Here is a 20,352-nt window from a genome sequence, read left to right on the forward strand (position 1 = left end):
TGTGTCAGGCCAGGTGGGCCGTCACCTTCGAGGAGATGCGATGCGGGATCACGACGACGAGTTCTCGACCGACCGGCCGCGTCGGGTCCGGGGCCGGGGCCGGGGCGCGCACGGAGCCGCGGGCCGCGGAGCGCGCCGGGCCACGGGGCACCGCGGGAGCGGGCGCAGGGCTCCGGTGCTGGCGGCGGCCGCCGTTGTCCTGCTGGCCGGCGTCGGAGCCGCGGCCTACGCCCTCGGCTCCGACCGCACGGCCCCGCACCGCACGGCGGCGGCAGGCACCCCCTCGGTGCTCGGCGGCCGGCCGAGTCCGGCGGGCACGGACACGGACCTCATACCGGCCGCCACCACCGCCTCCCCCACGGCCGGTACGAGCACCTCCGCAGCCGGAGCGACCCCCGGCCCGGGCGCCGCCGCGTCCGCGTCGCCGGCGAAGGACGACGGCCGGAGGGCCGCCGGAGCCCCGGCCGAACGCTCCACCGGGCCCACCGCGCCGAGCACCCGCCCGGCCGGCAGCGGCCCGACCGGCCCGGACCCCAAGGTGCCCGGCGCCCGCACCACGACACAGGACGTCAGCGAGGCCCAGGCGCTGTCCCTGCACCTGCTGAACGCCGAACGCGCCGCCGCCGGACGGCGTCCGCTCGCGCTCAAGCAGGACCTCAGCGACTTCGCCCGCAAGTGGGCCGAGCACATGAAGAAGAGCGGGTTCTCGCACTCGTCGTCGGACGACCGCGCCTACCTGAAGACCGGCTCGCGGACGTGGACGGGCGAGAACATCGTCTGGTACAGCGATGCCTCGATGACCGCCCAGGAGGCCGCCGAGAAGTTCCAGTCGATGTGGCGCCACAGCCCCGGCCACTACAAGGCCCAGGTCAACCCGGACTTCACGGAGGTGGGCGTGGGTCTCTACCACGACTCCTCGGGCTGGTGGGGCGTGCACAACTTCTCCGACGGCAAGTGACGCCCCGCCCTCGACGACCGCTCCGCCCGACTTCGGGTGCCGGGGCCGGGAGGGCTCAGCGCACCGCTTTCCTGATGAGCTCGGCGATCAGGGCCTCGTCGGCCGGGGTCAGCGTCGTCAGGGCGTAGGAAGTGGGCCACATCGTGCCCTCGTCGAGGTTGGCCGGGTCGCTGAAGCCGAGCGTGGCGTAGCGGGTCTTGAACTTCTGCGCGCTCTGGAAGAAGCAGACGACCTTGCCGGCCCTGGCGTAGGCGGGCATCCCGTACCAGAGCTTCGGGGAGAGCTCCGGTGCACCGGCCTTGACGATGGCGTGGAGCCGTTCGGCGAGGGCCCGGTCCGCGTCCTCCATCTCGGCGATCTTCGCCAGGACCTCGGCCTCCGGATCCGGCTTGGCGGCGCGCGCACCGCGGCGGCGGCCGGCCGCCCTGATCTCCCGGGCGCGCTCCTTGATCGCGTCCCGTTCCTCGTCCGTGAAGCCGTCGGCCTGCTCCTCGGCCGCGCCGGTGTTCCTCGTCGTCGTCTGCGTGCCCTTCATGGCAGGTCCTCTCTCGCAACGCTTGATCGGGTGGTGGTGCCGGGCGGGGATTCGGGCGGTGGGGCTGGGCGGTGGGGTCGGGCGGCGGGGTCAGGCGGCGGGGGCGGGGGCCGGTACCGCGGCCTCCCACGCGAACCCGTCGGGGTCGGTGAAGGGGCCGCCGGTGCCGCCGATCACGATCCGGTGGGAGCCCGTTCCGTCGACCGGGACGCCGAGGTCCTTGGCCAGGGCGCGGCGCCCGTACAGCGCCACCTTGAAGGGGCTCGCCGGGGTGGCGAACTCGACGTACTTGCTGCCGAAGCTCCTGGCCACGGCGAGGCCGTGCTCGACGTAGAACCGCTTGCTCGCGGTCACGTCGGCGGTGCCCAGCAGGAGTACGAGGTCGTCGATGCGGCCGGTCGCGGGGCCGGAGTCCCGCTTGGCGGAGGTCGCGACCTTCCAGATCGTCCCGTCCGGGGCCTGCACGACGCCGCCGTAGCCCCAGAACGACTTCGAGGCGGGCTTGAGGGTGGTGGCCCCGGCGGCGAGGGCCGCGGCGACGAGGGCGTCGACGTCGGCCGGGCGGGGGACGGTGAGGGAGAGCGCGCACCCGCGGAAGCCGGTCGTCGGTGCCTGCGAGGCCCGCAGGCTCAGCTGCGTGCCCGGAACGAAGGCGGAGTAGAAGGCGTGGGCGGCCTGGGTGTCGGCCACCTCGAGGATGAGGGTTTCGGTGGAGGTCATGGACATCACGCTAGGTGGGGCTGCGGGGCGGATGCTTCTCGAATCCTGACCGCTTGCGCCGGCGGCCGCACGGTGCGCGCGTAGGCGCCCGGTGCCATGCCGACCAGCTCGGTGAAACGGGCGCCGAAGATGCCGGGCGTCGCGCAGCCGACGGCCCGGCCGACCTCGGCGGGCCCGAGGTCGCCCGTCCGCAGCAGGGCCGTCGCCCGTTCGATGCGACGCGCCGTCAGGTAGGCGTACGGGGATGCGCCGTAGGCGAGTCGGAACCGGCGGCCGAGGTGCCCGGCCGCCATGCTCGCGGCGCGGGCGAGCTCCTCGACGTCCAGCGGACGCGCGTACTCGTGGTCGAGCCGGTCCCGGACGCGGCGCAGCCGCGCGAGCTCCGACAGGTGCGCCGCCTCGATCAGTGCCTGTCTCCATGCGGGATGGCACATGGCCGGGCTCCCTTCGTCGGTGTGCCGCTCAGCGGAGTTCCTGGATGCGGATGAGGTTGCCCGCGGGGTCGCGGAAGGCGCAGTCGCGGACGCCGTACGGCTGCTCGGTCGGCTCCTGAACGACCTCGGCGTCGGCGGCCTGGATCTTCTCGAAGGTGCTGTCGAGGTTCTCGGTGGCCAGCAGGATCCAGCCGTAGGTGCCCTTGGCCATCATTTCGGCGATGGTGCGGCGCTCGGCGTCGGTGATACCGGGGTCGGCGGCCGGCGGTGCGAGGAGGATGCCGGGGCCGGGCCGGCCGGCGGGGCCGACGGTGATCCAGCGCATTTTGCCCTGGCCGACGTCGCTGCGGACCTCGAAGCCGAGGACGTCGCGGTAGAAGGCCACGGAAGCGTCCGGGTCGTCGTGCGGGAGGGTGCTCATGTGAATGCTGATGTCCATGGCCGAACGGTAACTGCGCCTGCACGGAGGGCGCTTCTCGAATCCTGACCGATCCGGCACCGTCCCACGGAGCTGCGACCGAGGCCCGTCCCCCGCCCCCGAGCCCGCCGCGTCACGGTTTACCAAGGGGGGCGGCACGGCTCTTGATCACTACGGGCTGCGGCCGGGCGGGGGATCATCCTGCGACCTTCGGGCCGGCGTCGGCGCAGCTCAGGGCCGTGCCGTCACCCGGGCGGCCCGAGGCGGTGACGATCTTCCCGGCGTGCGGCACCCGACGCGACGGCATAGGTCTGTGCTCGTGGGCGTCGTAGGCGTCCCATGCCCCCGTGCGGGGCCACCGCTGCATCAGCAGCCCTGGTGAGGAGTCACATGTCACGCATCAAGCGCCGGTCCGCCCGCCGGACCACAGACCGAGCCGCCCGCCGAGCCACCTTCTCCGTCCTCGCGGCCGCCGCCCTGGCCACCGCCACCCTGGCCGCCTCCGTCCCGGCGGCCGCACACGACGGTTCGTCACGCCCCGAGGAGAGAGCCGCCCTCGGCGCCGAACACGCGCAGGAGCATACGAAGGTCCGTGAGCAGCTCCTCAAGCTGGGCGGGTACTCCCAGCTCGCCCGGATCGACAGCCTGAACTCCCTGACCCGGTCCCAGGGGGAGGTGAACTCGCGCTTCCACCCCAAGACGTACGGGCAGTTCGCCGAGTACTTCCCGTCCCCGGACTTCGCCGCCCACATCGCGATGCTCCCGACCGGCAAGGTGCTGCTGTTCTCCTTCGAGCGGATGGAGAGCGACCCGACCGAGGAGCCCGCGCCGACCAACACCCTGGGCAGGGCCAACGCCGGCCGCGCCTTCCTGTGGGACCCGCGGCGGGGCACGGGACCGGACGCCTTCAAGAAGGTCACCCCGCCCGAACTGGTCGTGCCCGACGGCACGGGCGAGAGCCGTCCGGCGCCCTTCTTCTGCGCCGGACACGCCTTCCTGCCCAACGGCATGCTCGGCGTCTTCGGCGGCAACCTCGGCTACGGCGGCGGCGCCGGCGCCAAGCTGTCCCTGGTCTTCGACCCGTGGACCGAGGGCTGGTCCGTGAACAAGGACATGGAGGTCGGCCGCTGGTACCCCTCCGTGGCCACCGCCCCCGACGGCCGCCTGCTGATCATGTCCGGCCACACCGACCAGGGCTGGGGCACCTCCACCTCGGTCATCGAGCGCTTCCCCGCCAAGAGCCACCCCGTCCCGTTCGAGAAGTCCCTGATCCCCCGGGACGTCCCGACCGACACCCTGCGCGTGGACGCGCCGTTCGGCGCCGACAGCGACTACCCGCACCTGTTCACCCTGCGCGACGGCAAGGTGTACGGCCTGGGCCGCCACGCCACCAGGCAGTGGGCCTTCGACCCGGTCGCGGAGACCCGTACGGACCTGCCCGCGCGCCCCGACGGCATCCACCGCGGCTACGGTTCCGCCGTGCCGCTGCCCGCCGGACTGCGCGGCCCGGACTCCGTGCTGGTCCTCGGCGGCGACCGGGAGGACCCCAACACCTACCGCCTGACCAGCGGCGGCGCCTGGGAGAAGCAGCAGCCCCGTGCCTTCGGCCGTACGCAGGACGACACGCTGCTGCTGCCGGACGCGAGCCTGCTGACCGTCAACGGCGCCCACGGCATCCGGGACTACGGCAACGGCGACTACAACCCCAAGTCCGATCTGAAGTACCGCCAGATCGAGACCCGCAACGCCCTCGGCGAGTGGAAACTGGGACCGGCGCAGCGGCTGCCGCGCGGCTACCACTCCAACGCGCTCGTACTCCCCGACGGCCGGATCATGGTCACCGGTGACGAGCTGCAGCAGCTCGCCAACGACCCGAAGATCGACGACGACATGAACGGCAGCATCGAGATCTTCGAGCCGTCCTACCTGCACCGGGGCAGCCGGCCGGTTCTCGACCGCGCCCCCGAGGGGCCGCTACGCTACGACAGCGCCTTCACCGTGGGGACCTCCACCCCCGACCGGGTCAAGAAGGCCGTCCTGCTCGCCCCGACCACGGCGACGCACTCGCTCAACACCAGCCAGCGCCACCTGGAGCTGAACATCGTGAGGCGCCAGGGCAACAGCCTGCGCCTGCAGGCCCCGCCTTCCGCCAATGACGCCCCTCCCGGCTACTACATGCTCTTCCTGCTGGACGAGTACGGGGTGCCGAGCGCGGCCAAGTGGGTCTCCCTCAGGTAACCCGCCGACCGCACGCCGTGCGCCGCAGCCCCGGGTCATCGACCCGGGGCTGCGTCAGCGCCGGGGCAGGGCGTTCTGGGCGGCGACGTACTTCAGCATGAGCCGGGCGAAGTCGAGGCGTTCGCGCTCGGTCCAGTCGGACGTCACGTACTCGAAGGCCGCGCGCTGGTGGCGCCGGAAGCGGTCCATCATGTCCCGGCCCTCGGGGCTGAGGTGCAGGATCGTACGGCGGCCGTCCTGCTGGGAGGCGGCGCGGACGAGGTAGCCGGCGGAGATGGAGTCGGAGACCATGCGGCTGGCCACCGACGGGTCGACGCCCAGGTGTTCGGCCACGGCGCCGACGGTGATCTCACGACCGTCGCCCTGCTCGGCCTCCAGGACGATGTTGAGGACCAGGGTGCGGCTGAGGTCCTTCTGGGAGATCGGGTTCTCGACCTCCAGGAGCATGGAGCGCCGCAGCTTCCCGAAGGCCGGGCCCACGGCGTCCAGCAGTTCCTCGTCGGTGGCCGGCTCGCGCTTCGTCATGCCCCTCATCGTACATACGTGAAGCTTCGCAAACATGTGTTGACATGAAAACGTGTGCATGTGAGCATGCATATGTCATCACGAACGAATGGAGTTTCCGTGACCGTCCTGATCACCGGCGCCCGCGGCCAGGTCGCCCGGGCCGTCGTCGACCGGCTGCACGCCGCCGGTCTCCCCCTCCGCGCCGCCAGCGCCCGTCCCGCCGAACCGACCGCCCCGGCAGGGGTCGAGACCGTCGAGCTCGTACTCGACCGGCCCGAGACCTTTGCCGCCGCACTCCGCGGTGTCCGCCAGGTCTTCCTGTACCCCCGGCCCGCCGGCATCCACGACCTGGTCGAGGCCGCCGAGGCGGCCGGCGTGGAGCACGTCGTCCTGCTGTCCTCGTCCTCGGTCCTCGCCCCCGGCGCCGAGAGCGACCCGCTCGCGAGCCACAGCCTCACGGTCGAGCGCGCCCTCGCCGACTCCGGGCTCACCGCCACGTTCCTGCGCCCCGACGCCTTCGCCAGCAACGCGCTGGGCTGGGCCCGGCCCGTCAGCCGCTCGTTGCCGGTCCAACTCCCCTACCCGGACGCGCACATCGCGCCGATCCATCCCGGGGACATCGCCGACGTCGCCGCCCTGGCCCTGACCGGCGACTCCCTCACCGGCCGCTCGCTCACCCTGACCGGCTCCGAGTCGCTCACCTTCCGCGAGCAGCTCGCCGTCCTCGCGGACACGCTGGGCCGCGCGATCCCGGTCGAGCACATCACCCGCGCGGAGGCCGAGCAGCAGATGGGCCGGCACATGCCCGCCCCGATGGTCGCCTCGCTGCTCGACCTGTGGGAGGGCGCGACCCACGGCCCCGCCGCGATCGGCGAGACCACCGAGACCCTGCTCGGCGTTCCCGCCCGTACCTACCGGCAGTGGGCCCGCGAGAACGCGGCCGCCTTCATCGGCCACTGACCCGGCCGACGCCGCCCCGCCCCGCCGACCCGCCGACCCGCCGCCCTTCCGACCTTTCGCAGGAGCAGGACACATGAAGCCCATCGGCTACTGGCTGAACCGCACGGACCAGGCCCTGACCGCATCCATGGACTCCGCGCTGGCCGAATTCGGCCTCACCCGACTCGGCTGGCAGGTCCTGAACGCCGTCGAGGACGATCCGCAGATCAGCGATACGGACCTGCCGGCCGCCCTGGCGGTCGATCCGGGCAGCGAGGCCCTGGCCGCGGCCGTCCGGGCGGTTCTCGCCGGCGGCTGGGTGACCCGCCCGGGCCCGGGCCGCCTCGCCCCGACCGACGACGGCCGCCTGCGCACCGCCGAGGTCGCACGGCGGATGGCCGCGTTCCGCGCCGCGTCGGCGGCGGGGATCACGCGCGAGGAGTACGTCACCGCCGTCACCGTCCTGGAGCGCATGACCCACAACCTCACGGCGCCCGCGGGACGGGACTAGGCCAGGAGCTTGGCCTTGGCCCGGTCGAACTCCTCCTGGGTGATGTCGCCCTTGTCCTTGAGCGCGGAGAGCTTGTGCAGCTCGTCCGCGCTGCCGCCGCCGGTCCCGGCCGCCTGCTGCACGTAGGAGCGGAAGGCCGCCTGCTGTTCCTCGGCCTGCTTGCGGTCCCGCTCGTGCATGCTGTGCCCGCGGAAGATCAGGTACAGGAGAACGCCGACGAACGGCAGCACCAGCACAACGATGAGCCAGCCGGCCTTCCCCCAGCCGCCAAGGGAGTGATCACGGAAGACATCCGTGATGACCTTGAAGAGGAGGAAGAACCACATGACCCAGACGAAGAACCACAACATCGTCCAGAAGAGGTTCAGAAGCGGGTAGTCGTCCATGCTCGACTCCGATCATGCACCTGGTAATCCATTCATACAGGTGACCCCGGCCACTCGCATGCCGGCGGCCGGCTCCGGTCGCGCGATGGGCGTTCGGCCGTTCTCCTGAAGCCATGGAACGCACAGCAGCCGACCGGCGCCGACGCGTCCTGCTGGGCCACGTCCTGCGCTCGGTGTCCTCGGTGGCCCTCCTCACCGCGCTGTACTACGTGGCGCCCCTGGAGGGCGGGTTCGGCATCGGCACCGTCCTGACGCTCGTGGTCGGGCTGGCGGTCTTCGGCCTGCTGACGGCCTGGCAGATCACCGCCGTCTCCCATGCGCAGTTCCCGCGGATGCGCGCTCTGGAGGCGATGGCCACCGGCGTACCGCTGTTCCTGCTGCTGTTCTCCTCGACGTACTACCTGCTCGCGGAGCAGGACGCCACGTCGTTCTCGGAACCCCTGACCCGCACGGACGCGCTCTACTTCACCATCACCACCTTCGCCACCGTGGGATTCGGGGACATCGTCCCCACCGACCAGGGCAGCCGGGTGCTGGTCACCGCCCAGATGGTCGCCGACCTGATCCTCATCGGGGTCATCGCCAAAGCACTCGTCGGGGCGATCAAAATCGGCATGCACAGGCGGAGTTCGCAGGCACCCGGCCTGGAGGACGAGCCCTGAGCGGCGAAGTGCGCCCCCCGGGTGGACCATCGAGGAAGCGGAAAGGAAGTGAGCCATGCCGCAGTCGCGTCCTCGATCCGAACCGCCACCCGGCGGAACGCAGCCGCAGGAGGCCGACGTCCTCAGGCAGACCCTCCGCAGCCCCGGATACCTGAAACTGCTGCTGTTCTGCGCGCTCATCAGCATCCCGGTGTCCCTCGCGTCGTTCTGGTTCCTCGCCGGGCTCCACAAGATGGAACACGTGATGTGGGCGGACCTCCCCAAGGCTTTGGGCTGGGACGTTCCGCCCTGGTGGTGGCCGTTCCCCCTGCTGCTGGTCGCCGGCATCGTCGTCGGCCTGGTCGTCACGCACATGCGCGGCAACGGCGGCCACCTCCCCGCAGCGGGCCTGCACACCGGCGGGGCCTCCGCCTCCTACATCCCGGGCGTCGTGATCGCGGCGGTGGCCAGCCTGCCGCTCGGCGCGGTGCTGGGTCCCGAGGCCCCGCTGATCGCGCTCGGCGGCGGGCTGGCCCTGCTGTTCCGCAACCTCGCCCAGGCACCCGTGACCCCGCAGGGCACCGCCCTCGTGGGCGCCGCGGGCGCCGCCGCGGCCATCTCGACGATCTTCGGGAACCCGCTGATCGCCGCGGTGCTGCTGATCGAGGTGGCGGGCGTGGGCGGGCCGCAGCTGTTCGCGGTCATGCTGCCGTCCCTGCTGTCCGCCGGGGTCGGGGACCTGGTCTTCACGGGCCTCGGACGCTGGACCGGGCTCCCGGTCGGAAGCCTGAAGCTCGACCTGGGCGTGCCCGTGCCGCACCTGGACGCCCCCGACGTGCTCTGGGCGGTGGTCATCGCCGCGGCCGTCGCCGTCGCCCTGCACCAGGTGCTGACCGGGGCCCGGTACGTCGCCTCGTACGTCCTCGCGAAGCAGACCGTGCTGCGGACCGTGCAGTGCGCCCTGGCCGCCGCGGCCTGCGCCGGCCTCTACGCGCTCATCACCGGCCGCTCGCCCGCCGAGATCGCCGGATCGGGTCAGTCGACCATCGGCACGCTCGCCTCCGACCCGCACGCCTGGGGCGTGGGCGCGCTGATCGGCGTCCTGCTCTTCAAGGGCGCCGGCTACGCCATCTGCCTCGGCAGCCTGCGGGGCGGTCCCATCTTCCCCGCACTGTGCCTCGGCGCCGTGGTGGGCGTCCTGCTCGGTCCGCTGCCCGGCCTCGGCACCGTGCCCGCGATGGGCGCCGGCATGGCGGCGACCGCCGCCAGCGCGCTGCGGCTGCCGGTGAGCAGCGTGGTGATGGTGGTCCTGATGCTCGGCGGCACGGCGATGATCCCGGTCGTGATCATCTCGGCCGTGGTCGCCTTCGTGGTCACCGAGCTGCTGCCGGTCGGCCCCCCGATCCCCGAGCTGCCCGCCGTACCCCGCGTACCCGCGGAGCCCGCAGAGCCCGCGGCGAAGTAGCGGCCCGGCTCCCCGTATGCGAAGAACCCCGCCCGGGGAGCCGGGCGGGGTCTTCGCATGCGCGGTGGACCGCTACGGTCGGATGTTCTGGTTGAGGTGGAACAGGTTGCCCGGGTCGTAGGCCTGCTTGACCGCGACCAGGCGGTCGTAGTTGCCCTTGTAGTTGGCCCTGATCCGGTCCTGGTCGTCGCCGGCCATGAAGTTGATGTAGCCGCCCTCCTCCGAGTGTGCGGAGGTCGCGTCGTAGTAGTCCCGCACCCAGGCCGTACCGGCCTCGTTGGTGGCGGGGTCGGGCCACATCCCGGCGATCACGGTGGCGAAGGAGGCGTCCCGGTAGGCGAAGGCCGTCGCGTCCGGTGCGACGCGGTGGCAGGCGCCGTTGATCGGGTAGATGTGGACCGTCGAGTTCACGGCGGGCAGCCCCGGTGCGTGCCTCAGGTGCGCGTCGATCACGTCGTCGGTCAGCTCGGACACGAAGTTGGCCTTCCAGTAGTGCTGGAGGCCGGGCGGTACGAGTGCGTCGAAGGCCGCGTTCAGCGCCGGGTACGGCATCGGACCCACGTGCTCGGCGACGACCGGCGCGAAGTCGTGGAAGGGCCGCAGGGCGCGCTCCCCCTCGTCCAGCGGGCCCGACCAGCACGCCACGATCAGCGCGAAGGGCTCACCGTGCCGGTCGGCCGGGATGAACGGGAGCGGCGGGGCGATCTGGAAGGCCGGGAAGCCGCCCAGCTCCTCCGGGGCCCCGGCGATGTGGTCGGCGAAGGAGCGCAGCACGGTGGCGGCGTCCTTCAGCTCGAAGAGCATCGGTCCGCCGTAGACGTCCTTGACGGGGCTCAGCCGGTACTCGAACGAGGTCACGGCGCCGAAGTTGCCGCCCCCGCCGCGCAGGGCCCAGAAGAGGTCGGCGTTCTCCTCCTCGCTCGCCACGACGAGCCGTCCCTCCGCGGTCACCACATCGGCCGATATCAGGTTGTCGCAGCTCAGGCCCAGCCCGCGGGCCAGGTAGCCGATACCGCCACCGAGGGTGAGCCCGCCGATGCCGGTGGTGGAGATGATCCCGCCGGTCGTGGCCAGCCCGAAGGCGTACGTGGCCGCGTTGAAGTCGCCCCAGGTCGCTCCGCCCTCCGCGCGGGCGGTGCGCGCCGCGGCGTCGACGCGAACGCCGCGCATCGCGGACAGGTCGGCCACCACGCCGTCGTCGCAGGTGCCGAAGCCGGGCACGCTGTGCCCTCCGCCGCGCACCGCCAGGTCGAGTCCGTTCTCACGGGCGAAGTCGACCGTGGCCATGACGTCCCCCGCGTTGGCGCAGCGCACGACCGCGGCGGGCTTCCGGTCGATCATGGCGTTGTTGACCTTGCGCGCCTCGTCGTAGGACGCGTCGTCGGGGGTGACGACCACCCCGCGCACCCGTTCTCGCAATTGGTCGATCGAGAGCTTGCCCATGGCCATCGCTCCTCGTGCATTCACGTCGGTTTCGGGCTGCGTCGCGCCACGGCTCAGGGCTGCAGGTGGCTGAAGCCCACCTCGAAGCGTTCGACCGAGATGATCCGCTGGCCCTCGCGCCTGGCGGTCTCCTCGCGGATCCGGGCGCCCTCCTCCTCGCTGTCGCTCATGGTCCGCTCGTCGTCCCACAGGGTCAGCGTTTTGGCCACGCCCGTGGCCCGGTCGACGAGGTAGAAGACACCCCGGAAGCCGGGAACGTCCTGGACCTGCCTGACGATCGCCTCCGAATTCGCGCTCACGTCTCCCTCCGCGGGGACCGGTGAACCCTGGTAGGTGCTCAGCCTCGCGAACATCTGCGGCAGTCCTTCCTCGCAGGGCCGCCGGTCGGGTCACAGGCGGCTCCACGACCAGCGTCCTCCGCCGCGCCGCCCCCCGCATGCCGGAGCGGCGCGACAATGGTCTTGCCATGGCCGTTTCCATTGCCGAGAGGCGGGACGTCGAGGTGCCGTACATAGCTGTGACCGCCCTGAGTCATGTCGGTCTGGTGCGCGAGCACAACGAGGACAGCCTCGTCATCGGACCGTGGACCCTGTGCGGGACCGTGACCCAGAGCCCCCAGACCCTGGTCTTCCCCCTCGGCAGACCGCTCGTCGTCGCGGTCGCGGACGGGCTGGGCGGCCAGCCGGCCGGCGAGGTGGCCAGCGAGCTCGTGGTGCGCCAGCTGTCCTCGCTCGGCTCCACGCTGGACGGCCCGGAGGCCGTCGCCGACGCGCTGAACCTGTGCAACCGTGCCGTGCACTCGGCCACCGAGGGGCGGCCGGAGCTGGCCACCATGGGGACCACGGTCGCGGGCGCCCTCGTCCTGACGGACTCGCTGCTGGCGTTCAACGTCGGCGACAGCAAGGTGTTCCACGCGACGCCGGACGGACTGCGCCAGGTCAGCGTGGACGACAGCCCGCCGCCCGCGCCCGGCCACCGCACCACCTCGGCGGTCACCCAGGTGCTCGGCGGCAGCCGCGCGTACAACGAGGTCACCCCGCACATCGCGGCGCTCGCGGTGACCGAGGGCGACCGCTACCTGGTGTGCAGCGACGGGCTCACCGACCCGGTGCCGAACGAGGAGATCGAGGCGCTGCTGCGGGTGCACGACGACGGCAGGGCCGCCTTCGAGCTGTGGAAGGCGGCCATCGACGCGGGCGGCCCGGACAACATCACGCTGGCCCTGCTGCGCATCGGCGCGTAGCGCGGCGGGGCGCCGGGCCGGGAGGTCGCCGAGGGCGGTCGGTCCAGGGCGGTCGGGCTAGGGCGTGGTCACGCTCTTGGTGTAGGCGTCGCCGAGGTCGCGGACGTCCACCGAGGCGTGCACCACCAGGCCGGCGGCCTTCGCCGTGTGGCGCTCGACCAGTTCCAGCACCGCGCGGGTCAGCCGGGACTTGGTCTGCGCGGTGCGGCCCCGGGCGATGGCCAGCTCGACGTGGACGACCACCGACCGGCCGTCGGTGCCCTCCCCCACGACGGACTCCTCCAGGCGGTGGAAGCGCGTCTTGCAGTTGCCGATCGCGGTGTCGAGGATCTCGACCGCCAGCGCGTGCAGTTCGAGCGCGAACGCCCGCCGGTCGAAGGCACCGGTCAGCGAGTCCGAGTAGTCGACGACTGCGTGGGGCACGGGACACTCCCTGCTCTGCGGATTCGGGGCAACGGGCCCCGGCCCCGCGCCGGTTGGCGGGGCCATGGGCGACGGTATCCGAGCCGGCCCGGCCGGGGCGGCTCCTGCGGATCCCGCCGGGCCTGCGGGATCCGCAGGAGCCGCCTTACGGCGTCACCCGTCGAGCGCGTCGAGGCGGGCCGCGAGGCGCCGCAGCGCCCTGGCGCCGAGCGGAGCCATCAGCGGGCGCAGCACCGGGTCGGCCAACCGGAGGCCCGGGAGGCGCAGGCCGCCGAAGAAGGCCAGCCGGGTGCCGTCCGGCTCGGCCACGGCGGCCATGCCGCCCAGCACGAACCGGCTCTGCATGAGGCACCAGCCCGGCCTCAGCACGATGTCGAAGCGCGCCCGCAGGCCGAGCGGGCTGCGGGCCCGCGCTTCCAGCCGCTCCCCTGCGGCGGAGGTCACGGTGAAGGAGGCGATGTCGGTGATCATGAGGGGCAGCTGGTTCTCCAGATCGGAGACGACCCCCCAGACCCGGTCGAACGGGGCGTCGACCACGCACTCCGCGAAGCTGGTGCCCGCAGTGCTGCGGGCGATCACCCGGAGCCTGCGGACGGCGTCGAGTTCGGCGACGACCGGCCAGGAGTCCTTCAACGTCCCCACGCCTTCCGGAAGTTGCGGCGGGCCCGGAAGAGCCGGGTCCGCACGGTGGGTTCGGGCACGCCGAGGAGCGCGCTGACGGCGTGCTCGTCCAGGCCCTCCAGGTCCCGCAGCACCAGGACGGCGCGGTGCGCCGGGGACAGCCGCTCCAGTACGTCGCGCACATCGGCCGCGAGCTGCGGATCGTCGCGGGCGGGAACGTCGTCGAGCGGCTCCGGTACGGACCGGGCCGCGGCGCGGGCGACCCGTACGGCCTCCCGTACGGCGATCACCCGGGCCCAGCCGAACAGGGCGGCGGGTTCCCGGAGTTGGCCGATGCTGCGGAAGATCACGATCAGCGCCTCCTGGGTGGCGTCCGGACCGTCCTGCAGGGCGATGGGACCGCACAGCCGGCCCACGTACGGGGTCAGCAGGTCCAGCAGCTCCTGGGTGGCCAGCCGGTCGCCGCGCTGGGCGGCGCGCACCAGCGGGGCCGGATCGACCCGCTCGGCCGCGGTCCTCATGGACGTCCCCCTTCTCGACGGGCTCTCGGGAAGGAGGAGGGCGCGGACCGGCCGAATGTTCCACGTGACCTGCGCCACACCGCTACCGCGTCCCGACGGGGCCGATTCCGCGAAAAAACCTGGCGTTCATATGATTTCCCGGTTCGAAATTTCGCCCCTCCGGACGCGGAATTTCGGTCCGGACGCGCGGAATTTTTCCCTGCCATCGGTGGCCCACTGTGCTACGGTGACGTTCGTTGCAGTTGTGGTTCCCAAAAAACTTACAAGTGCTCTCACCAGATTTTCCGGTGGGCGCACTTTTTATTTCCGGTGCATGCAGTGAGAATTACGCGTTCCGGTCGGGGCAATCATCACGGCGACACCGGTCCCGCACAGTGCGGATCCGGGCACTGCCCCAAAGGAGAATTCATATGGCATCTGGCACCGTGAAGTGGTTCAACGCGGAAAAGGGCTTCGGCTTCATCGAGCAGGAGGGCGGCGGCGCCGACGTCTTCGCCCACTACTCGAACATCGCCTCTTCCGGCTTCCGTGAGCTTCAGGAAGGCCAGAAGGTTACCTTCGACGTCACGCAGGGCCAGAAGGGCCCGCAGGCCGAGAACATCGTTCCCGCCTGACGTCTGCGCAGACGCGGCCGAGGTCAGCACCCTGGGGTGCGGGCCTCGGCCGTCCGCGTTCTCCGGAGTTTCGCTGAATTCGCACGGCCGCTCCGCCGGCACCCTTGCTAGAGTCCGTGCCCATGTCGATCCCTGACGACCTGCTCCTCGATCTCGCCTCCATGGTCGAGTCGGAGCAGACCAATCAGATGTCCCTGACCGTCGTGGTCCACGGCGCCGTCATCACAGGCCGCCTCGCCCCCGAGAACGTCTGGCGTCAGCGGGTGGCCGAGGTCCTACGGGACTCGGACCAGCTGGGCCCGTTCGCCGAGATCTTCAGCTCTCCCGCACGAGGCGCCAGACACCAGGCCGGAGCCCCCTCCCACCTGCATTTCCATGTGGCACGCATCCTCCAGGGCACCCTGGGCATCCCCGAGACCGGCGGGATGTACCGGATCGCGGTCAAGGACGTCAGCGCCTGGACCGTAGGAGACTTCAGCTACTCCGACAAATAGCCCTCCCCCTCCCCCTTCCGGCACGACGACGGAGAACGGCCCCCGCGCTTCACCTGCGGGGGCCGTCCTCGACCGAACCGAACCGGTTACTTGCAGGGCGGCACGAGGCGCACGCGGTCGATGATCGCGATGTTGTTGCTCTTCATGATCGCGGTGACCTCCCCGCACACGTCGTTGACGCGCACCGGGCCCGCGTACTGGCTGAAGTTGCCCTCGTCCGTGCTGCACACCTGCGGCGTGCCCGCGGGGCGCCCCTTGGTCTCGCACAGCTTCAGCTTCATGTACTTCGCCGTGCCGAGGTTGTTGTCGAACACGGCGCAGGACCCCGTCCCGGCCTTGCGGTAGGTGAAGAGGGTGCCGAGGCGCCGCGAGTCCGGAAGCTGCTCGGCGAAGGTCAGCTCGTAGCCGGCGCCGCACAGGTTGGCCGTCGCAGCGGCCGCCACCGGCTGCGCCGCGGCGACGGCGCGCGTGGCGGCGTCCGCCCGGTCGGAGATCCGCACGCCCCCGGCAGGAACGGCGTCCACCGCGTACGCCTGCGGCGCGGTCACGCCGAAGGAGGCCATGGCGACCGCGGCCACGGCCACGCGCATCGCGGATTTCCCGGAAACGAAAGACATGTACTTCCCCCGTGATGGATCGGCAAAACAATCGCGACCCCACGATCCCACCGCCGCCGCGACTCCGGCTAAAGTGCCGCTAAACTGCCCGCACTTCGCCCCGCGGGCTCGCCCCCGGCCGGAAGGACATCCTGCGGACCGCCTTCAACTCCCACCATTTCAGACCTAATCCGACACCCTCGGATAACGCCGTGGCAATACCGCCGGTATGCGCCGCACAATGTCGCCATGCGGATCTCGATGCTGGGACCCCTCGACGTACGGGGTGAGGACGGAAGCGGCGTCGGAGTCGGCGGAACACGACTGCGGGCACTGCTGATCCTGCTGGCGCTCGAACCGGGGCGCGTGGTCGCCTCCGAGCTGCTGATCGACGGCATCTGGCAGGACGACCCCCCGGCCGGCGCCACCAACGCCCTCCAGGCCCTGGTGTCACGGCTGCGCCGGGCCCTGCCCGGCGTGGACCTGGAGTCCCACCCGGCCGGATACCGCCTCGTCGTCGAGCCCGACGCCGTGGACGTGGTCCGCTTCGAGGCGCTGGCCGCGGCGGGCCGCGGAGCGCTGGCCCGGGATCCCGAGGACGCCGCCCGCCTGCTGCGCCGCGCCCTGGAGCTGTGGCGCGGTCCCGCCCTGCTGGACGTGGCCGCTCGGCCGTTCTTCCGGGCCCCGGTGACCCGGCTGACGGAGCTGCGTGCGGCGGTCCTGGAGGACCGGATCGAGGCGGACCTACGGGTCGGCCGCGGCCGGGAGCTCACCGGCGAGCTCGGCTCCCTCGTCGCCGAACACCCCTTGCGGGAGCGGCTCGTCGGGGCGCTGATGCGGGCGCTCGTCGCCGCCGGGCGGCCCGCCGAGGCCCTCACCGCCTACCGCAGCGCGCGCGAGGCCCTCGCCGAGGAGCTCGGGGTGGACCCGTCGCCCGAGCTGTCCGCCCTGCACACCGCCGTACTGCGCGGGGAACTGGACGTCCCCGCGGGGCCGCCGGCCGCCCCGGGCCCACCGCGGCCGGAGTCGCCGTTGCCGTTGCCGTTGCCGTCGTCGGCTCTGCCGTCACCAGCGGCTGTGCCGCCCCTGCCGCCGACCAACCTGCCCGCCGGGCTGGCCAGTTTCGTGGGCCGGGACGAGGACCTCGCCCGGGTGGCCGCCCTGCTGGACCGGTTCCGGCTCACCACGCTGATCGGACCCGGCGGCGCGGGCAAGACCCGGCTGGCCATCCAGAGCGCCCGCCCCCTGCCGGCCCGCTTCCCCGACGGCGTCCGGCTGGTGGAGCTCGCGCCGCTGGGCGCGGAGGGCGACGTACCGTCGGCCGTCCTGAACGCGCTGGGCCTGCGGGAGCAGGCGCCCGCGGCGGGCGATCCGCTGGACCGGCTCACCGCGGCCCTGCGCACCCGCACCGCACTGCTGGTCCTGGACAACTGCGAGCACCTGGTCGATGCCGTCGCCGCGCTGGCCGAACGGCTGCTCGGCGCCTGCCCCGGGCTGCGCATCCTGGCGACGAGCCGCGAGCCGCTCGGCCTCACCGGCGAGGCGCTGTGGACGGTGCGGCCGCTGGCCCTCCCGCCCCCGGACGCGGACGCGGCGCAGGCCCTGTCGTACGCGGCGGTCCGGCTGCTCGGCGACCGCGCCACGGCCGCCCGTCCCGACTTCTCGGTCACCGAGGAGAGCGCCCCGGCCGTGACCCGGATCTGCCGGGCCCTGGACGGCATGCCGCTGGCCATCGAACTGGCGGCGGCCCGGCTGCGCACCATGAGCCCCGAGCAGCTCGCGGCCCGGCTCGACGACCGCTTCCGGCTGCTGACGGGTGGCGCGCGGACGGCCCCGCGCCAGCACCGGACCTTGCGCGCGGTGGTCGACTGGAGCTGGGAACTGCTGACGGAGGCCGAGCGGACGCTGCTGCGCCGGCTCGCCGCCTTCCCCGGCGGCGCCACGGTGGAGGCCGCCGAAGGCGTCTGCGCGGGCGGCCCGGTCGAGGCCTTCGACGTGCTCGACCTGATCACCTCGCTGACCGACAAGTCCCTGCTGGTGACGGCGGGCGACGGGCGCTACCGGATGCTGGAGACGATCCGGGCCTACGGCCTGGAGAAGCTCGCGGAGGCCGGCGAGCGCGAGGCCGTCCGCCGCGCGCACGCCGCGTACTTCACCGGACTGGCCCGCGCCGCGGATCCGTACCTGCGGCGGGCGGAGCAGCTGGAGTGGCTCGGGCGGCTCGCCGCGGAGCACGACAACCTGGCCGGGGCCCTGCGCGGCGCCCTGACGGCGGGCGACGCGCGGGCGGCCGTACGGCTGGTGGCGGCGGCCGGCTGGTACTGGTGGCTCGGCGGCCACAAGGCGGAAGGCGCCGAACTGGCCGCGCGGGCCCTGGCGCTGCCGCCGTCCGCCGCGGTGGACGGCGAGCCGGACCCCGCCGGCGACGACGAGGCCCGGGCCGTGGCCTGCGCGCTGGCCGTGCTGTTCGCGACGGCGGGACTCGGCGACGACCGGCGCACCGGGGAACTGCTCCGCGAGGGGGTGCTGCTCGCCGGGCGGACGGGCAGCCGGCATCCCGTGGTCCGCTTCCTGGAGCCGATGGACCGGCTGCTGCGCAGCGCCGGCGGGGGCGCACCGGCCCCGGTGGACGCGTGGGCGGGACTGCTGGCCGACGAGGACCCCTGGGTCCGGGCGCAGGCGCGGCTGGAGGGGGCCAAGACCCTGCTCGGGGCGGGCGGCCCGCCGGCGGAGGCGGAGGCCGCCATCGAGGCGGCCCTGGCCGGGTTCCGCGGGCTCGGCGAACGCTGGGGGATCTCCTTTGCGCTGACGCTGCTGGCCGACCTGGTGGCCCGGCGCGGCGACCACCGTGCGGCGATCGGCCACTACGAGGAGGCCGTGGCGGTCATCGGCGAGCTGGGCGTCGTCGAGGACCGGCTGTACGCGTGGGTCAGGCAGGCGCAGCTGTGCCGGCTGGCCGGGGACCCGGCCGGCAGCGCGGCGGCGATGGAGCGGGCGGAGCGGCACGCGGTGGCGGCCGGCTGGCCCGAGGCGCTGGCCATGATGGCCCACGGCAAGGCGGACCTGGCGCGGTGGAGCGGCGAACCGGCCCTGGCCCGGGCCGAACTGGCGCGGGCCGGGGAGGCGGTCCGCGAGGTGGCCGTGCACCCGGTGTTCCAGGTGGTCCTCCTCGATTCCCTCGGGTATCTGGACGCGGCGGACGGCCAGTTGGAAGCCGCCCGCGCGCACCGCGCCGAGGCCCTCGAACTGGCCGTGGCCGCCCGGCACGCGCCCACGCTCGCGCAGGTGCTGGTCGGTGTCGCGGATCAGGCGGTACGGCTGGACCGTCCGCGGGAGGCCGCCGGGCTGCTGGCCGCGGCCCTGGCCGTGCGCGGCGGACCGGACCACTCGCGCGCCGACGCGGCCCGGGTGGAGGCCGCGGCGCGCGCCGCGCTCGGCGGGACGTACGAGGAGTACGAGGAGTACGCGCGGTACGGGTCCGACGCGGACGATGCGGACGCCCGGGGCGCCCGCGCCGACGCCGACGACGCGTGGTGGCCGCGGGCCGTACGGGACCTCGCGCGGGTCACCCTGAGCGGCTGAGCTCCCTCAGGAAGCGCTCCTGGTCGGCGAGGAGGCCGGGCGGGAAGAGGGCGCGCGGGGCGAACACCGCCGTCAGGGCCAGCCGCCAGGAGGAGCGCTCGACCTCGGTGCGCAGCAGGGCGTGGGTGGCTCCCGGATAGCGGCGGACCGTGAGGGTGCCGGGCGCCAGCACGCTGCGGTGCAGCGCCTCGGTCTCGGCGCCGTCCACGTTCAGGTCGTCGGCGCCGGAGATCAGCAGCACCGGGACGGGCGGCATCGCCCGCAGGTCGGCGGTGACGTCCGCGGTGTGGTTGCGGCTGATGAACGTCCAGCGCTGCGCGGTGAGTTCCGGGTCGGCGCCCGGGCTCGCGCGGTACTCCTCGTACGCCGCCCCGCGCCGCAGCAGCGCCAGGGTGGCCTCCCGGGTGCGCAGGGCGGCCTCCGTCCGCCCTGCGTCGGCTCCGGCGGCGCGCAGCTCGGCCCGCAGGTTGTACTCCCCCTGGCGCTCCCAGTTCACGGCGGTGCCGACCGCGATGACGAAGCGCACCCCGGGGGCGGGGGCCCGCGCCACGACCTTGGGCATGACCCATCCGGCCTGGCTGGCGCCCCACAGGCCGATGCGGGCGGGGTCGATCTCGGGCCGGGTACGGGCCGCCCAGGCGAGGGCGTCGGTGGTCTCGCGGGCCCGGTCGTCCATGGTCTGGCCGAGCCAGTCGGCGGGTTTGTCGAGGGAGAGCGAGGCGTATCCGGCCCGGGCGAAGGCTTCCCAGTAGGGGCGGTAGAAGCCGTCGTGGGTGGCGTCGACCTCCCCGTCGCCGTGCACGAGGACGACGAGCGGGAAGGGCCCGGGGCCCCGGCCGGTGGGGGTGGCGAGCACGCCGGGGAGGTCGTGGCCGGCGGCGGGGACGGTGACGCGCTCCTCGTGGAGGTCGTAGTCCTGCTGCCACACGACGACACCGGCCAGGAGGAGGGCGGTGGTGAGGGCCAGGAGGAGGCCGGACAGCAGTGCCCGGCGGAGTCTGCGGGCCGGTGCGGGTGGACGGGGCTCGGTCATCTGCGGCTCCGGATTCCTCACTCGTGGATT

Annotated in this window: 23 protein-coding genes; 10 read left to right on the forward strand and 13 right to left on the reverse strand. The window is 73.0% G+C overall.

Translation table 11 applies throughout. The features are described from left to right. The first annotated feature begins 40 nt into the window (after positions 1-40). Positions 41-958 carry a CAP domain-containing protein gene (locus B6R96_RS17285; RefSeq protein WP_081522890.1) on the forward strand — a complete coding sequence of 306 codons (918 nt, stop codon included), beginning with the start codon at positions 41-43 and terminating at the stop codon, positions 956-958. 55 nt (positions 959-1,013) lie between these two features. On the opposite strand, the gene B6R96_RS17290 is transcribed toward B6R96_RS17285, so the two are convergent. The 4 genes from B6R96_RS17290 to B6R96_RS17305 all read right to left on the reverse strand — a co-directional run bounded on the left by B6R96_RS17290 (position 1,014) and on the right by B6R96_RS17305 (position 3,086). Next, positions 1,014-1,493 carry an iron chaperone gene (locus tag B6R96_RS17290; protein WP_081522891.1) on the reverse strand — a complete coding sequence of 160 codons (480 nt, stop codon included), beginning with the start codon at positions 1,491-1,493 and terminating at the stop codon, positions 1,014-1,016. Positions 1,494-1,583: 90 nt separating this feature from the next. Beyond that, positions 1,584-2,213, reverse strand: coding sequence for a glyoxalase (locus B6R96_RS17295; protein WP_081525135.1), 630 nt, complete (start codon positions 2,211-2,213; stop codon positions 1,584-1,586). A 5-nt stretch (positions 2,214-2,218) separates the two neighbouring features. After that, positions 2,219-2,647 (reverse strand): helix-turn-helix transcriptional regulator, encoded by a 429-nt coding sequence (locus B6R96_RS17300; RefSeq protein WP_081522892.1) that lies wholly within the window; start codon positions 2,645-2,647, stop codon positions 2,219-2,221. Between the two features lie 28 nt (positions 2,648-2,675). Beyond that, positions 2,676-3,086, reverse strand: a complete 411-nt coding sequence (locus tag B6R96_RS17305; protein ID WP_052870429.1) for a VOC family protein — start codon at positions 3,084-3,086, stop codon at positions 2,676-2,678. 369 nt (positions 3,087-3,455) lie between these two features. Here B6R96_RS17305 and B6R96_RS17310 point away from each other — a divergent pair, with 369 nt between their 5' ends. Further along, on the forward strand, positions 3,456-5,303 hold the full coding sequence (locus tag B6R96_RS17310; RefSeq protein WP_261341245.1) for a galactose oxidase early set domain-containing protein: 1,848 nt from the start codon (positions 3,456-3,458) through the stop codon (positions 5,301-5,303). Positions 5,304-5,357: 54 nt separating this feature from the next. Here the strand turns inward: B6R96_RS17310 and B6R96_RS17315 are convergent, their stop codons facing one another. Next, the gene (locus B6R96_RS17315; RefSeq protein WP_078937621.1) at positions 5,358-5,828 is read right to left on the reverse strand and encodes a MarR family winged helix-turn-helix transcriptional regulator; all 471 of its coding nucleotides are present in this window, start codon (positions 5,826-5,828) and stop codon (positions 5,358-5,360) included. Between the two features lie 99 nt (positions 5,829-5,927). Between B6R96_RS17315 and B6R96_RS17320 the strand changes: the two genes are divergently transcribed. Next, a complete protein-coding gene (locus tag B6R96_RS17320) occupies positions 5,928-6,770 on the forward strand; it encodes an NAD(P)H-binding protein (protein ID WP_081522894.1) in 843 nt (280 codons plus the stop codon). 73 nt (positions 6,771-6,843) lie between these two features. Next, complete coding sequence (locus B6R96_RS17325; protein WP_081522895.1) at positions 6,844-7,260, forward strand: hypothetical protein; 417 nt, start codon at positions 6,844-6,846, stop codon at positions 7,258-7,260. On the opposite strand, the gene B6R96_RS17330 is transcribed toward B6R96_RS17325, so the two are convergent. Continuing rightward, complete coding sequence (locus B6R96_RS17330; RefSeq protein WP_030383774.1) at positions 7,257-7,646, reverse strand: SHOCT domain-containing protein; 390 nt, start codon at positions 7,644-7,646, stop codon at positions 7,257-7,259. The two genes, B6R96_RS17325 and B6R96_RS17330, sit on opposite strands and share 4 nt — an antisense overlap. Before the next feature lie 113 nt (positions 7,647-7,759). Here B6R96_RS17330 and B6R96_RS17335 point away from each other — a divergent pair, with 113 nt between their 5' ends. Further along, entirely contained in the window at positions 7,760-8,308 is a 549-nt protein-coding gene (locus B6R96_RS17335; protein WP_081522896.1) for a potassium channel family protein, read from the forward strand. A 55-nt stretch (positions 8,309-8,363) separates the two neighbouring features. After that, positions 8,364-9,752 (forward strand): chloride channel protein, encoded by a 1,389-nt coding sequence (locus B6R96_RS17340; RefSeq protein WP_081522897.1) that lies wholly within the window; start codon positions 8,364-8,366, stop codon positions 9,750-9,752. Between the two features lie 72 nt (positions 9,753-9,824). Here B6R96_RS17340 and B6R96_RS17345 read toward each other — a convergent pair whose 3' ends face one another. Together B6R96_RS17345 and B6R96_RS17350 are read right to left on the reverse strand one after the other, a co-directional pair. Next, complete coding sequence (locus B6R96_RS17345) at positions 9,825-11,195, reverse strand: FAD-binding oxidoreductase (RefSeq protein ID WP_081522898.1); 1,371 nt, start codon at positions 11,193-11,195, stop codon at positions 9,825-9,827. Positions 11,196-11,248: 53 nt separating this feature from the next. Then, the gene (locus tag B6R96_RS17350) at positions 11,249-11,494 is read right to left on the reverse strand and encodes a hypothetical protein (RefSeq protein WP_234437600.1); all 246 of its coding nucleotides are present in this window, start codon (positions 11,492-11,494) and stop codon (positions 11,249-11,251) included. Positions 11,495-11,697: 203 nt separating this feature from the next. Here B6R96_RS17350 and B6R96_RS17355 point away from each other — a divergent pair, with 203 nt between their 5' ends. Continuing rightward, on the forward strand, positions 11,698-12,438 hold the full coding sequence (locus B6R96_RS17355) for a PP2C family protein-serine/threonine phosphatase (RefSeq protein ID WP_081525136.1): 741 nt from the start codon (positions 11,698-11,700) through the stop codon (positions 12,436-12,438). Positions 12,439-12,495: 57 nt separating this feature from the next. Here the strand turns inward: B6R96_RS17355 and B6R96_RS17360 are convergent, their stop codons facing one another. The 3 genes from B6R96_RS17360 to B6R96_RS17370 form a co-directional block, all read right to left on the reverse strand. Then, a complete protein-coding gene (locus tag B6R96_RS17360; protein ID WP_030383780.1) occupies positions 12,496-12,861 on the reverse strand; it encodes a 5-carboxymethyl-2-hydroxymuconate Delta-isomerase in 366 nt (121 codons plus the stop codon). A gap of 153 nt (positions 12,862-13,014) precedes the next feature. Continuing rightward, a complete protein-coding gene (locus B6R96_RS17365) occupies positions 13,015-13,503 on the reverse strand; it encodes a hypothetical protein (protein ID WP_081522899.1) in 489 nt (162 codons plus the stop codon). Next, complete coding sequence (locus tag B6R96_RS17370; RefSeq protein WP_030383782.1) at positions 13,491-14,003, reverse strand: RNA polymerase sigma factor; 513 nt, start codon at positions 14,001-14,003, stop codon at positions 13,491-13,493. The genes B6R96_RS17365 and B6R96_RS17370 overlap by 13 nt, the downstream gene beginning before the upstream one ends. 410 nt (positions 14,004-14,413) lie before the next feature. On the opposite strand from B6R96_RS17370, the gene B6R96_RS17375 reads away from it, so the two are divergent. Then, positions 14,414-14,617 carry a cold-shock protein gene (locus tag B6R96_RS17375; protein WP_030011983.1) on the forward strand — a complete coding sequence of 68 codons (204 nt, stop codon included), beginning with the start codon at positions 14,414-14,416 and terminating at the stop codon, positions 14,615-14,617. 122 nt (positions 14,618-14,739) lie between these two features. After that, complete coding sequence (locus tag B6R96_RS17380; protein ID WP_081522900.1) at positions 14,740-15,111, forward strand: hypothetical protein; 372 nt, start codon at positions 14,740-14,742, stop codon at positions 15,109-15,111. Between the two features lie 86 nt (positions 15,112-15,197). On the opposite strand, the gene B6R96_RS17385 is transcribed toward B6R96_RS17380, so the two are convergent. Beyond that, complete coding sequence (locus B6R96_RS17385) at positions 15,198-15,728, reverse strand: hypothetical protein (protein WP_081522901.1); 531 nt, start codon at positions 15,726-15,728, stop codon at positions 15,198-15,200. A 228-nt stretch (positions 15,729-15,956) separates the two neighbouring features. Between B6R96_RS17385 and B6R96_RS38160 the strand changes: the two genes are divergently transcribed. Then, positions 15,957-19,289 (forward strand): AfsR/SARP family transcriptional regulator, encoded by a 3,333-nt coding sequence (locus B6R96_RS38160; RefSeq protein ID WP_081522902.1) that lies wholly within the window; start codon positions 15,957-15,959, stop codon positions 19,287-19,289. Here the strand turns inward: B6R96_RS38160 and B6R96_RS17395 are convergent. Further along, positions 19,273-20,322 (reverse strand): alpha/beta hydrolase family protein, encoded by a 1,050-nt coding sequence (locus B6R96_RS17395; RefSeq protein ID WP_081522903.1) that lies wholly within the window; start codon positions 20,320-20,322, stop codon positions 19,273-19,275. The genes B6R96_RS38160 and B6R96_RS17395 overlap by 17 nt on opposite strands. Between the last annotated feature and the right edge of the window lie 30 nt (positions 20,323-20,352).

The organism is Streptomyces sp. Sge12, from assembly GCF_002080455.1.
Taxonomy (GTDB): domain Bacteria; phylum Actinomycetota; class Actinomycetes; order Streptomycetales; family Streptomycetaceae; genus Streptomyces.

What these genes read in the sequence shown, in the direction of transcription:
- B6R96_RS17290 (WP_081522891.1), bottom strand. Translation starts at nt 1,493, where the DNA reads ATGAAGGGCACGCAGACGACGACGAGGAACACCGGCGCGGCCGAGGAG.
- B6R96_RS17395 (WP_081522903.1), bottom strand. Translation starts at nt 20,322, where the DNA reads ATGACCGAGCCCCGTCCACCCGCACCGGCCCGCAGACTCCGCCGGGCA.
- B6R96_RS17305 (WP_052870429.1), bottom strand. Translation starts at nt 3,086, where the DNA reads ATGGACATCAGCATTCACATGAGCACCCTCCCGCACGACGACCCGGAC.
- B6R96_RS17285 (WP_081522890.1), top strand. Translation starts at nt 41, where the DNA reads ATGCGGGATCACGACGACGAGTTCTCGACCGACCGGCCGCGTCGGGTC.
- B6R96_RS17345 (WP_081522898.1), bottom strand. Translation starts at nt 11,195, where the DNA reads ATGGGCAAGCTCTCGATCGACCAATTGCGAGAACGGGTGCGCGGGGTG.
- B6R96_RS17310 (WP_261341245.1), top strand. Translation starts at nt 3,456, where the DNA reads ATGTCACGCATCAAGCGCCGGTCCGCCCGCCGGACCACAGACCGAGCC.
- B6R96_RS17335 (WP_081522896.1), top strand. Translation starts at nt 7,760, where the DNA reads ATGGAACGCACAGCAGCCGACCGGCGCCGACGCGTCCTGCTGGGCCAC.
- B6R96_RS17385 (WP_081522901.1), bottom strand. Translation starts at nt 15,728, where the DNA reads ATGTCTTTCGTTTCCGGGAAATCCGCGATGCGCGTGGCCGTGGCCGCG.
- B6R96_RS17340 (WP_081522897.1), top strand. Translation starts at nt 8,364, where the DNA reads ATGCCGCAGTCGCGTCCTCGATCCGAACCGCCACCCGGCGGAACGCAG.
- B6R96_RS38160 (WP_081522902.1), top strand. Translation starts at nt 15,957, where the DNA reads ATGCGGATCTCGATGCTGGGACCCCTCGACGTACGGGGTGAGGACGGA.
- B6R96_RS17380 (WP_081522900.1), top strand. Translation starts at nt 14,740, where the DNA reads ATGTCGATCCCTGACGACCTGCTCCTCGATCTCGCCTCCATGGTCGAG.
- B6R96_RS17315 (WP_078937621.1), bottom strand. Translation starts at nt 5,828, where the DNA reads ATGACGAAGCGCGAGCCGGCCACCGACGAGGAACTGCTGGACGCCGTG.
- B6R96_RS17295 (WP_081525135.1), bottom strand. Translation starts at nt 2,213, where the DNA reads ATGACCTCCACCGAAACCCTCATCCTCGAGGTGGCCGACACCCAGGCC.
- B6R96_RS17300 (WP_081522892.1), bottom strand. Translation starts at nt 2,647, where the DNA reads ATGTGCCATCCCGCATGGAGACAGGCACTGATCGAGGCGGCGCACCTG.
- B6R96_RS17330 (WP_030383774.1), bottom strand. Translation starts at nt 7,646, where the DNA reads ATGGACGACTACCCGCTTCTGAACCTCTTCTGGACGATGTTGTGGTTC.
- B6R96_RS17375 (WP_030011983.1), top strand. Translation starts at nt 14,414, where the DNA reads ATGGCATCTGGCACCGTGAAGTGGTTCAACGCGGAAAAGGGCTTCGGC.
- B6R96_RS17370 (WP_030383782.1), bottom strand. Translation starts at nt 14,003, where the DNA reads ATGAGGACCGCGGCCGAGCGGGTCGATCCGGCCCCGCTGGTGCGCGCC.
- B6R96_RS17325 (WP_081522895.1), top strand. Translation starts at nt 6,844, where the DNA reads ATGAAGCCCATCGGCTACTGGCTGAACCGCACGGACCAGGCCCTGACC.